General features: G+C 65.6%; 8 protein-coding genes. 5 read left to right on the top strand and 3 right to left on the bottom strand.

Annotated features, from left to right (window positions below):
• Positions 1–2 precede the first annotated feature (2 nt).
• Positions 3–857, bottom strand: coding sequence for a pyruvate, water dikinase regulatory protein (locus IEW24_RS19585; protein WP_244644552.1), 855 nt, complete (start codon positions 855–857; stop codon positions 3–5).
• A gap of 342 nt (positions 858–1,199) precedes the next feature.
• Here IEW24_RS19585 and hemE point away from each other — a divergent pair, with 342 nt between their 5' ends.
• From hemE to rho, 3 genes are all read left to right on the top strand, one after another.
• Positions 1,200–2,246, top strand: coding sequence for a uroporphyrinogen decarboxylase (gene hemE / locus IEW24_RS19580; RefSeq protein WP_188581786.1), 1,047 nt, complete (start codon positions 1,200–1,202; stop codon positions 2,244–2,246).
• Positions 2,247–2,553: 307 nt separating this feature from the next.
• Positions 2,554–2,976 (top strand): protoporphyrinogen oxidase HemJ, encoded by a 423-nt coding sequence (hemJ, locus tag IEW24_RS19575; protein ID WP_188581784.1) that lies wholly within the window; start codon positions 2,554–2,556, stop codon positions 2,974–2,976.
• Between the two features lie 260 nt (positions 2,977–3,236).
• Entirely contained in the window at positions 3,237–4,508 is a 1,272-nt protein-coding gene (gene rho, locus IEW24_RS19570; RefSeq protein WP_188581782.1) for a transcription termination factor Rho, read from the top strand.
• A gap of 717 nt (positions 4,509–5,225) precedes the next feature.
• On the opposite strand, the gene IEW24_RS19565 is transcribed toward rho, so the two are convergent.
• Entirely contained in the window at positions 5,226–7,241 is a 2,016-nt protein-coding gene (locus IEW24_RS19565; RefSeq protein ID WP_188581780.1) for a thioredoxin domain-containing protein, read from the bottom strand.
• 62 nt (positions 7,242–7,303) lie between these two features.
• Here IEW24_RS19565 and mnmE point away from each other — a divergent pair, with 62 nt between their 5' ends.
• The gene (gene mnmE, locus IEW24_RS19560) at positions 7,304–8,617 is read left to right on the top strand and encodes a tRNA uridine-5-carboxymethylaminomethyl(34) synthesis GTPase MnmE (protein WP_188581777.1); all 1,314 of its coding nucleotides are present in this window, start codon (positions 7,304–7,306) and stop codon (positions 8,615–8,617) included.
• Between the two features lie 261 nt (positions 8,618–8,878).
• A complete protein-coding gene (locus tag IEW24_RS19555) occupies positions 8,879–11,254 on the top strand; it encodes a sensor domain-containing diguanylate cyclase (protein ID WP_188581776.1) in 2,376 nt (791 codons plus the stop codon).
• 78 nt (positions 11,255–11,332) lie between these two features.
• On the opposite strand, the gene arfB is transcribed toward IEW24_RS19555, so the two are convergent.
• Entirely contained in the window at positions 11,333–11,755 is a 423-nt protein-coding gene (arfB, locus tag IEW24_RS19550) for an alternative ribosome rescue aminoacyl-tRNA hydrolase ArfB (RefSeq protein WP_188581774.1), read from the bottom strand.
• Positions 11,756–11,865: the final 110 nt, after the last annotated feature.

Raw genomic sequence — 11,865 nt, 5'->3', positions numbered from 1 at the left:
CCTCACGTCTCGACGATCTTCTGCCGCCGCCGCTCGGAGAGATGGCCGATGATGGCGGCGGCCGTTTCCTCGATGGAGCGGCGGGTGACGTCGATCAGCGGCCAGCCGTGGCGGGCGAACAGGCGGCGGGAATTGGCCAGTTCCTCCGACACCGCCTCGCGGTCCACATAAGAGGAATTGGTGGTCGGCGCGTTCAGCCCCAGAAGCCGGTTCTGGCGGATCTCGACGATGCGCTCGGCAGAAGCGATCAGCCCCACCACCAGCGGCTTCCTCAGCCGCTCGATGGCCTGCGGCACCGGCACATTGGGCACCAGCGGGATGTTTGCGGTCTTGATGCCGCGATTGGCGAGATAGATGGAGGTCGGCGTCTTCGACGTGCGGGAGACGCCGAGCAGGATCACATCCGCCTCTTCCAGATCGTCGGAGAGCTGCCCGTCGTCATGGGCCACCGTGTAGTTCAGCGCATCGATGCGCTTGAAATAGGTGGCATCCAGCGCGTGCTGGCCGCCGACGCGCGGCTGCGGCTCACCGCCCAGATAGGACTGGAACAGCTGCACCACGGGCGCCAGCACCGACATGAAGGGCACCGACAGTTCCGTGCAGCGGCGCTTGAGCTGGTCGCGGATATCCTTGTCCACCAGCGTATAGAGCACGATGCCGGGTGAGGCCTCGATCTCGGTCAGCACCCGTTCGAGCTGCTTGGGCGAGCGCACCAGCGGATAGACATGCTCGATGGGCAGCACATTCACATACTGCGCGCAGGCGGCGCGTCCGACATTGATCAGCGTTTCGCCGGTCGAGTCGGAAACCAGATGCAGGTGAAAGTAGTTCTGATGGGGTGCGCCTGGGGCGGTCACGACTTCTCCACCGGTCTGTGGACGGCATGTGCAGGAAGACACGCCCTCACCCCCCATGCAAGCTGACCCGGTGAATCACGGGCATTCTCATCCACAAAGAGACTCGTGTGGACACGAATCCGCCGTCCACTGTGGGCGAGTGGGGATAGCGCCCGGACGCGCATGGTTAACCTTTTGTTAACCGGCTCCAGAGCCCTGTTCGCGGCGTCTGGAATGGGGGTGCGCTTTCGTGTCTGCCTGTGGATCGGTTGTCGATCGCCGCGCGAATAGTTAATCAACGCTTAAGACACTAAAGACTCTCATTTCTAAAAGAATCTGGTTTTAAGAAGGGTGTGTGTGGGCATGAGCGAACCGCGGGCGAAGGCCTCTCCCTTCCTGAACACGCTGGATGGCTTCGCACAGCCGACGCCCCCGCTCTGGATGATGCGGCAGGCTGGCCGCTACCTGCCGGAATATCGCGAGGTCCGAGCGAAGGCCGGCGATTTCCTCACCCTCTGCTACAATCCCGAAATGGCTGCCGAGGTAACGCTCCAGCCGATCCGCCGCTTCGGCTTTGATGCGGCCATCATCTTTTCGGACATCCTCGTGGTTCCCCACGCGCTCGGCGTGGACGTGCGCTTCGAAGCCGGCGAAGGGCCTCGGTTGGAGACCATCACCACCCGCGATCGCATCGACAATCTGCGCCAGCTGCTGGACCCGGCGAAGGTGCAGCCGGTCTACGAGGCCATCACCCGCGTGGCCGGCGAATTGCCGGATGAGACCGCGCTGATCGGCTTCTGCGGCGCGCCCTGGACGGTGGCGACCTACATGGTGGCCGGTCGGGGCACGGACGATCAGGGGCCGGCGCGCATGATGGCGCTGAAGGATCCCGATCTGTTCGACGCGCTGATGGACCGGCTGGTGGAAGCCTCCATCCGGCATCTGGGCGCGCAGATCGATGCGGGCGCCGATGCGGTGCAGATTTTCGACACCTGGGCCGGCGTGCTGGACCCGGAGATGTTCGAGCGCTGGTGCATCCGGCCGCTGCGCCAGATCGTCAACGGTCTGCGCCAGACCCATCGCAACGCCCGGATCATCGCTTTTCCGCGCGGCGCCACGCTGGAAGCCCTCGAACAGATCGCCGATCTGAAGCTGAACGGCATCGGCATCGACTGGACGGTCGACCGGAAGGCCGCAAAAGCCCGCCTTGGGGATAAGGTCGCCATCCAGGGCAATCTGGACCCCCTGCGGCTGATCGCCGGCGGCCCCCAGCTGGAAGAGCAGATTCTCAATATCCGCAGGGATTTTGAGGGCATTCCCCACATCATGAATCTGGGTCACGGCATCAAGCCGGAGACCCCCATCGCGCATGTGGAAAAGCTTGTGGAAAAGGCGCGGGAAAAGCTGTGACTCTTAGCCGTCGCACGGTGACGGCACGCACAGGCTGGAACGGGTATAACGGGGACGATGGGGACGACGCGTCGGAGTCCCCTATCGCCGCCGACGGTCTTCTGCGCTGACTGATGGCCCGCCGGGTGGCGGACCACTGCCCTTAAGTTCCGAGCTTCGGTTTCGGCCTCGGATGGGCAGGCCCGGCGGCTGGAGCACGTTTCAGGCGCGCATATACGGTTCGGATTGGCTCAATCCGAGCCGATCCGGCTTTGCGCCGAACAATGATTGACCGCATCCGCAGGTGGCGGAGGCGACGGGAGCTGGCATGTACGAGTGGATCAAGGCCCTGCATGTGATGGCGGTCATCTCCTGGATGGCGGCCATGCTCTATCTGCCGCGGCTCATGGTCTATCACTGCAAGGCCGAGGTCGGCTCCGTGCAGTCCGAGACGTTCAAGATCATGGAACGCCGGCTGCTCAAGGGCATCTGCAATCCGGCCATGATCGTGGCCTGGCTGGCGGGCGTTTATCTCATCTATGAGGGCGGCTGGATCAAATCCGGCTGGTTGCATGGCAAGCTATTGCTGGTCTTCATCCTGTCCGGCGTGCATGGCATGATCGTGCGCTGGGTGAAGGACTTCGCGGCCGACAAGAACCGGCATAGCGAGCGATACTATCGCATCATGAACGAGGTGCCGGCGCTGCTGATGGTGGGCATCGTCATACTGGTGATCGTGAAACCCTTCTGAGCGTTCAGGTTTCGCCATTTGGAACCGATCCAGCGGGGGGACTTGCGCGGGGCTGGCCTGTTCCGGTATTGTGCTATCGCTTCCTACAACGCAGGCGGCGCTGCCGATTGCCGATCACGTCATGAGATCGGCTGAGCGCGTCAGGTTGAAACCTGCTGTTTCTGCCTGAAGACCTGCGATCCCCTCCCATCTCTGCCTTTTCGGACTTTTCCCGGCGCGGAATCCCCTAGGGCACACCCAATATTTCGAGGCTTTCCCCAATGCGGGAAGTGAAACTCCAGGACCTCAAGTCCAAGACTCCCGTCGAACTGCTCGCCTTCGCCGAGGAGAACGAGGTTGAGAACGCCAGCACGCTGCGCAAGCAGGAGCTGATGTTCGCCATTCTCAAGCAGCTGGCGGCGACCGAGACCGACATCATCGGCACCGGCGTGGTCGAGGTGCTGCAGGACGGCTTCGGCTTCCTGCGCTCTCCCGACGCCAATTATCTGCCCGGTCCCGACGACATCTATGTGTCGCCCTCGCAGATCCGCCGCTTCGGCCTGCGCACCGGCGATACCGTCGAAGGCCAGATCCGCTCCCCGAAAGAGGGTGAGCGATATTTCGCTCTTCTCAAGGTCAACACGATCAATTTCGAAGACCCCGAGAAGACCAAGCACAAGATCAATTTCGACAACCTGACGCCGCTCTATCCCGATGAGCGCCTGAAGCTGGAAGTCGAGGACGCCACGGGCACGAAGAAGGACTTCTCGGCCCGCATCATCGATACCGTCTCCCCCATCGGCAAAGGCCAGCGCGGCCTCATCGTCGCCCCGCCGCGTACCGGCAAGACGGTTCTGCTCCAGAACATCGCCAAGTCCATCACCGCCAACCATCCGGAATGCTTCCTCATCGTGCTGCTCATCGACGAGCGGCCCGAGGAAGTCACCGACATGCAGCGCTCGGTGAAGGGTGAGGTGGTCTCCTCCACCTTCGACGAGCCCGCCTCCCGCCATGTGCAGGTGGCCGAGATGGTGATCGAGAAGGCCAAGCGCCTGGTCGAGCATGGCCGCGACGTGGTCATCCTGCTGGATAGCATCACCCGCCTCGGTCGCGCCTACAACACGGTGGTTCCGTCCTCCGGCAAGGTGCTGACCGGCGGTGTGGACGCCAACGCGCTCCAGCGCCCGAAGCGCTTCTTCGGCGCCGCCCGCAACATCGAAGAGGGTGGCTCGCTCACCATCATCGCCACCGCGCTGATCGACACCGGTTCGCGCATGGACGAAGTGATCTTCGAAGAGTTCAAGGGCACGGGTAACTCGGAAGTCATCCTCGACCGCAAGGTCTCCGACAAGCGCGTGTTCCCGGCCATCGACATCACCCGCTCGGGCACCCGCAAGGAGGAACTCCTGGTTCCGGCGGATGTGCTCAAGAAGATGTATGTGCTGCGCCGCATCCTCAACCCGATGGGCACGGTGGATGCCATCGAGTTCCTCATGGACAAGCTGCGCCAGACGAAGACCAATCAGGACTTCTTCGACAGCATGAACACCTGATCCGCCGGGGGCTTCACGCCTCCGCTGTTGATGATCGGATGATCAGACGCGCTCCCGGGAAACCGGGGGCGCGTTTTTCGTTTCGGGGGGTGGGGAGGAAGGGGGCAGCGAGACGGGGAGGGGGGAGGGTCAGAATGGGGAGCTGCGGGACCCGGCGTGATCAGCGGAGGTTCCCGAGACGCTCGCTGACGCCGATCTCACAGAGCATCGTCATGGCCGGACTTGATCCGGCCATCCACGTCGGGCCGATAGCGGCCGACAGGATATCCAGCTCCGCAATTGCCGTTCGCCTTTTCGTCGATCCGACCCTTCCGACGGATGGACGTGGATGGCCGGATCAAGACGGGCCATGACGAGCAGGTCTGCCCCGGAATGTGGGAGCGTATATTTAAGCGAAAAATCAGTGTGGTTAATGATTGATTAACGCACGGTGCGGGAGCGGGTGCGTAACCACGCGATCGTTCCGGTATTGAAAATCAACCAGAAATTGCGAAATTTTCTAAAACACCACTGAAAAATCGACCTCGCCAGATGCGTTCTGGTGGCGTTTCAGGGTGTTGTCCGATCCATTCTTCATAAAAAGGAAAACGCCCGCCAGTGACGCTCTGAAGCGATCTGAGGGGCTATCACTTCTGAATTGCCAGCTATCAAAGTGGGAGAGGGCCGTTTCCGGCCGCTCTCCGCTTTTCGTCGGGCAAATACCTCATCCGGCGCCCGTCACCCCCGCATATCCCGGATGACACCCGCCAGATCCTCCGGATCGGTCACGGGCAGCGAGCAGCGCTCCGCCACGCAGACGAAGGCGGCGCCCTCCGGCGGGGCGCTTTCGGCACGGGCGCGGGCGAGACTGCCGGCGGGGAGGGCGGCGGCATCGCCCGCCCGCACCACCACCCGGTCGAGGAAGGGCAGGCGCAGCGCCGCGTCGGCGAAGGTCGCGCGCGCCGGCCCCACGGCCACGATCTCGGCCAGTCGCAGGCGGGTGTCGAGCACATTCAGCAGGCTGGCATGGGCGAGGGGATTCTGTGCCGCATCGCCGGAGAGCGCTGCGATGATGCGATCCCCACGGCTGCGCAGATCGTCCCGGCCGGTCAGCACGGCGAGGCGGATCAGGGCGTCGGCGGCCACCGCATTATAGTTGGGCAGGGCCTCGTCCAGGGTGGAGAAGGGCCGCACCACCAGCGCATCCGCTGCTGCCGAGGTGAGGAAATAGGCGCCCGTTTCCGGGTCGAGATGGTCGCGCTCCAGCGTCTCCACGAAGGCGGTCGCGGCCTCCAGCGCGTCCGCATCGCCGGTCGCTTCATGCAAGGCGATGCCGGCACGGGCCATGGCGGCAAGGTCGGAGGCGAGCCCCGGCAGCAGCAGCTTGCCGGCCCGGTAGGAATGCCCGAGCACGCCGTCCTTCACCATCAGATGCGTCACGGCGCGGAAGGCGCGGGCGGCCAGCTCCACCCATTCGGGCTCATCCAGCAGGGCACCGGCGCGGGCGAGGGCCGCGATCATCAGGCCGTTCCAGTCCGCCAGAACCTTGTCGTCGAGGCCGGGCCGCACCCGCTTTTCACGGGCCGCCTGCAGCTTCGCCTTCAGGGCGCCGAGGCGGGCTTCCTCCACCATGCTCACATCGCCGAACTTCGTGCGGTTGAGGATGATGGAGCCTTCCCAATTGCCCTCATCCGACACGTCGTAGAAAGCGGCAAACTCTTCCGCATCCGCGCGGCCGAGAACGGAGACGATCTCCTCCGCCGTCCAGACGTAAAACTTGCCCTCATGGCCCTCGCTGTCCGCATCGAGACTCGCGGCGAAGGCGCCTTCCGGGGTGAGCATCTCGCGCTTCAGCCAGCCCACGGTCTCGCGGGCGCGGGTGAGGAACAGCTCGTCGCCGGTCTCGGCATAGGCCAATGCCAGCAGCTCGAGGAGCTGGGCATTGTCGTAGAGCATCTTCTCGAAGTGGGGGACGAGCCACATCTCGTCCACGCTGTAGCGGGAGAAACCACCGCCCAGATGGTCATAGATGCCGCCCTCGCACATGCGGTTCAGCGTGAAGGCGGTGACGGCTTTCAGATGTTCGTCGCCGGTGCGCGTGCCCGCCCGCCACAGCAGTTCCAGAAGACCGCTCTGGGGGAATTTCGGTGCGCCGCGCAGGCCGCCATGGGCACGATCGAACAGGCCGGCGATCTGGCCGGCGGCCTTGTCGAGATCGGCCAGTGCCAGCACCGTCTTGCCGGCCGGCCGCGCCGCCGCCTGAAGCCGGGTGAGGATGGCATCCGTATTGTGGGCCACCTTGTCCGGGCTCTCGCCATAGGCGCGGGACACCTGAAACAGCACATCGGTGAAGCCGGGGCGACCATATTTGGCGGTCTTGGGGAAATAGGTGCCGCCCCAGAAGGGCGCACCCTCGGGGGTGAGGAACATGGTCAGCGGCCAGCCACCCTGTTCGCCCAGCTGCTGGAGGGCGCCCATATAGATCTGGTCCACGTCGGGCCGCTCCTCGCGGTCCACCTTGATGTTCACGAACAGCTCGTTCATCACGGCGGCCACGTCGCGATCCTCGAAGCTCTCGTGCGCCATCACGTGGCACCAGTGGCAGGCGGCATAGCCGACCGAGAGCAGGATGGGCTTTCCGCTCGCCTTCGCCTGCGCGAAAGCCTCCGGACCCCACGGCCACCAGTGGACGGGATTGTCCTTATGCTGGATGAGATAGGGGCTCGTCTCGGCGGCGAGGCGGTTTTCGCTCATCATCCGGCTCCGTTGCTGCGGGGCCAGTCGGCCCGTCAAATCAGGTTCAAGGCTATATAGGGATGCCGCGCTCTTCCGACACCATTTTCGCCCTTTCCAGTGGCCGCCTCCCGTCCGGCGTGGCGCTGGTGCGGGTGTCTGGCCGCGATGCCAGGCAGGCGGCGCTCAGTCTTGCCGGCGTGGTGCCCCCGGCGCGGGTGGCGCGCTATGCGGCGCTCCGGCATCCGGAAAGCGGAGATCTGCTGGATCGGGCGCTGGTGCTGTTCTTCCCCGGACCGCGCAGCGCCACGGGGGAGGATCTGGTGGAGCTGCATCTGCATGGCGGTCCCGCCGTGGTGGCGGCTGTGCTGGGTGCGCTCGGGGAACTGCCGGGCTTCCGGCCCGCGCTGCCGGGCGAATACACCCGGCGCGCCCATGCCAACGGCAAGATGGATCTGGCCGAAGTGGAGGGCCTTGCCGACCTCATCGCCGCCGAGAGTGAGGCACAGCGCCGGCAGGCGCTGGCCCAATCCGCCGGTGCCCTGTCCCGCGCCGTGGCCGGCTGGCGCGAGCGGTTGATCCGGGCTCTGGCGCTGGTGGAAGCCACCATCGACTTTTCCGACGAGGCCGACGTGCCGGAAGACCTCACCGGCCCGGCACTTAATGAGACACGTCTGCTGCGGGCGGAACTTGCCGCCGCCATCGCCGATGCGGCGCGCGGCGAGCGGGTGCGCGACGGGCTCGCCATCGCCATTGCCGGCCCGCCCAATGCGGGCAAGTCCACCTTGCTGAACCGGCTGGCGGGGCGCGAAGCGGCGATCGTCTCGGCCATCCCCGGCACCACGCGCGACGTGCTGGAGGTGCATCTCCAGCTGGCCGGCCAAGCTGTGACGCTGATCGACACCGCCGGCCTGCGCGAGACCGACGACGTGGTGGAGGCGGAAGGCGTGCGCCGCGCCCGCGCCCGCGCCGCCGCCGCCGATCTGGTGCTCTGGCTCTCCGACACCGGCGCACCGCCGCCGGACGATCTTCCCGGCGCGCTTGTGGTGCGCACCAAGGTGGATGCCGGGACACAAGACGGGGCGGGGGAGGGCGACGGCTTCGCCATCTCGGCCATCACCGGCGAGGGGCTGGAGGAGCTGATCGCGGAGATCGAGCGGCGGGCGGCCTCCCTTGGTGGCGGCGAGCCGGCACTGGTGACGCGGGCGCGGCAGCGGCATGCGCTGGCCGAGGCGCTGGCCGAACTGGATCTGGCGCTGTCCATCGCTTCCGGCGACGAGGATCTGCTGGCGGAGCATCTGCGCCTCGCGGCGCGGGCGCTCGATCAGGTGGTGGGGCGGGTGGATGTGGAGGACGTGCTCGACGCGCTGTTCCGTACCTTCTGCATCGGCAAGTAAGCGTTGCGGGACAACAGGCTGGAGCTGGACGGGCGGGCGACCTGTTTCACGTGAAACAGGTGCGGACCCCTCCAATGGCGAAAATCGACCTGTTTCACGTGAAACATCCCAAACGGCATCTATTCCCCACCGGCTACCGCCGGATTCGGCCGAATCCCGCCGCTTTGGACCTGACTCAGACGATGGGCGCATTGCCTGCCGTGTGCCCTCACGTAAAATTTATAGGTGTAAAGACGAATTATACAATCAAGATTGTAAGCAATGGATTCCGTCTCCAGCCGCATCGCCTATCTGCGTGGAATGCATCTAGAGGAAGCCCTCGGCGAGGACTTCCTCACCGCTTTGCGTGACTTTGTCGTCCGCGTTGCGGATGCCTTCGAGGTAAAGGCCGCGCACATCGCGATCCTCGGCGAGGCACGCCCCCATGTGCTGGCGGCCAGCGATGCGGAGGATGTCTCCCTTGGCGAGGACCGGCTGCGCCAGCGCGCCGCCAATCCGGCGCAGGTGCGCATCCTGCCGGATACGGCGGGCTTTGCCGGCTTCGAGGCGGGCGACACCGGTTTCTATGCGGCAGCCCCCCTGCGGGCCGGCGGCGCCATTCCCTTCGGCACCCTTGCCCTCACCGATCCCGCGCCCCGGCCGGACTGGCGGCCGAAGGACACCGCCCTGCTGGAGACCTTCGCCCGGCTGTTGGGCGAGCTGTTCCAGCAGCGCGGGCAGGCGCAGGATGTGCTGAACGAGCGCGCCATGCTGGCCAACGGGCCCACCGGCGCCGTCATCTGGAAGGCCGAGCGGGGTCTGCCGCTGGTCTATGCCTCGGACAATCTCGGCCGGGTCATTGGCACCGAGCAGTTGCAGGCGCTGAAGGAGGGCGGCTCGTTCGAGCGCATCATCCATCCCGATGATCAGGAGGATTTCCGCCTCGCCATGCACGGGCATATCGAGGCCTCGCTGCTGAACATCGATCTCACCTTCCGCGTTCCCACTCAGCACGGCATGCGCTGGATCCGCCAGACCAGCCAGACCCCCGCGCTCGCCCACACCAGCGAGCGGCTGATCTTCGCCTATCTGCTGGACGAGACCCACCAGAAGCGGCTGGAGCAGGCCAATGCGCTGGTGCGCGAGCGCCTGTCCATGGCGGTGGAGGCGGCCAATATCGGTGTGTTCGATCTCAATCTGGCCACCGACGAACGCATCATCGACGACCGCACGGCAGCGACCCTGGGCTTTCGGGCGGTGGAGATCGACACGCATGTGGACACCTGGCTGTCCATGATCCACCCGTTCGACCGCCCCCGCGTGGAGCGCAAGATCAGGGGCGTGGTGCCGGCGCCGGACTTTGTGAAGCTCGAATACCGCATGCGCCACAAGGACCGGCATTTCGTCTGGATGCAGTCCTTCGGCAAGGTGGTGGAGCGGTTCGCCGATGGGGCGCCGCTGCGCATCGTCGGCACCATGATCGACATTTCCGAGCACAAGCGCGACGAACTCCAGCGCACCAAGCAGCGCCAGTTGCTGGAGGTGCTGAACAGCGCGCAGGCCAGCTTCATGTTCAGCCATGACATCCAGGCCGCCTGCAACGGCCTGTTCGAGCCGCTGCTGCGGGTGGCGGAGAGCCAGTTCGGCTTCATCGGCGTCATGCGCCACACGGCAGAGGGCAATCCCTATCTGCTCATCCCGGCCATTTCGGATCTCTCCTGGAGCGCCGAGGCGCGGGCCGCCCATGGCGAGAAGATGAAGAAGGGCGGGCTTGAGTTCCACAAGCTGGACAATCTGTTCGGCCATGTAGTGACGCGCAACGAGGTGGTGCTGACCAATCGACCGGCCCTGCATGGCGCGGCGCGGGGCACGCCGGCCGGCCATCCGCATCTGGACAATTTCCTGGGCCTGCCCATCCGCTTCGGCGGCAAGGTGGTGGGCATGATCGGCCTCGCCAATGCCACCGAGGGCTATCAGCAGGATCTGGTGGATCTGCTGGAGCCGCTGGTGACGACGCTGGGCGCGCTCATCCATGCCCTCGACATGGATGTGGAGCGGCAGAAGATGCAGCGCGAGCTGGAGGCCCGCGCCACCACCGATGACCTGACCGGCCTGCACAATCGCCGCCAGTTCGAGGCGCTGGCCCGGCGCGAGCTGGCGCTGGCCCGGCGGCGCGGACATGTCCTGACGCTGGCGCTCATCGACCTCGATCACTTCAAGCGGGTCAACGACACCTACGGCCATGCGGCCGGCGATGCGGTGCTGAAGCATTTCGCCCTTCTGGCCCACACGGTGCTCCGCGAGAGCGACATCATCGGCCGCATGGGGGGCGAGGAGTTCGCAGTGCTGATGACACACACCTCGCTGGAGGAGGCGCGCGGCCCGCTGGAGCGGCTGCGCCTCACGCTGGCCGAGACCACCACGCCGTTCGGCGAGGCGGCCATCTCGATCACCGCCAGTGCCGGGCTGGTGCAGTCGGAGGGCGGGGAGGGCGAGCTGGATGCGTTGATGCGTGCCGCCGATGGCATGCTCTATCGCGCCAAGAGCAGCGGCCGGAACCGTATCGAGCCGCCGCCGCCGGAGACCGCGCGCACGGACGCCGTGGTCATCCCGCTCGTCAAGGTGGACCCGGTCAAGGCCGTGCGTGCCCCGGCCTGAAGCCGGCTACGGACTTTCGGCCCCACCTGTTTCACGTGAAACAATTCGGCTTCACGGACGCGTGATAGGTGCGGCCGCTCAGTCGAGATCGGGCTTTCCGCGCCGCAGGTTCTTCACCGAGCCCCGCCGCTCCTTGGCCGACAGACGCCGCTCCTTGGAGGCGAGCGTGGGGCGGGTCGGGCGGCGCTTCGGTGCCACGATGGTCGCCGCGCGCAGCAGCTCCACCAATCGCTCGATGGCATCCTCGCGATTGCGCTCCTGGGTGCGGAAGCGCTGGGCATGCAGCACCAGCACGCCCTCCTTGGTGAGGCGGCTGCCGGCGGCGGTGGCGGCGCGCATCTTCACGCCCTCCGGCAGATAGGGCGAGCCCATCAGATCAAAGCGCAGCTGCACTGCGCTCGACACCTTGTTCACATTCTGCCCGCCCGGCCCGGAGGCGCGCACGAAGGACAGTTCGATGTCCTCTTCCGGAATGCGGATGAGCCGCGAAATCTCGATCATCTCGGAACCTGTTCGAACAGTTCAGCAGGCGCGCAGTGGGTCATTGTCCGCTGGTCCCTGAGGACCCGGCCGCGCCTGCCCCCACACCGGACTTCCCCCGCCTGCGGGGG

It is taken from the genome of Azorhizobium oxalatiphilum (assembly GCF_014635325.1).
Classification (GTDB): Bacteria; Pseudomonadota; Alphaproteobacteria; order Rhizobiales; family Xanthobacteraceae; genus Azorhizobium; species Azorhizobium oxalatiphilum.
This window is presented reverse-complemented; position numbering and strand designations above follow the sequence as displayed.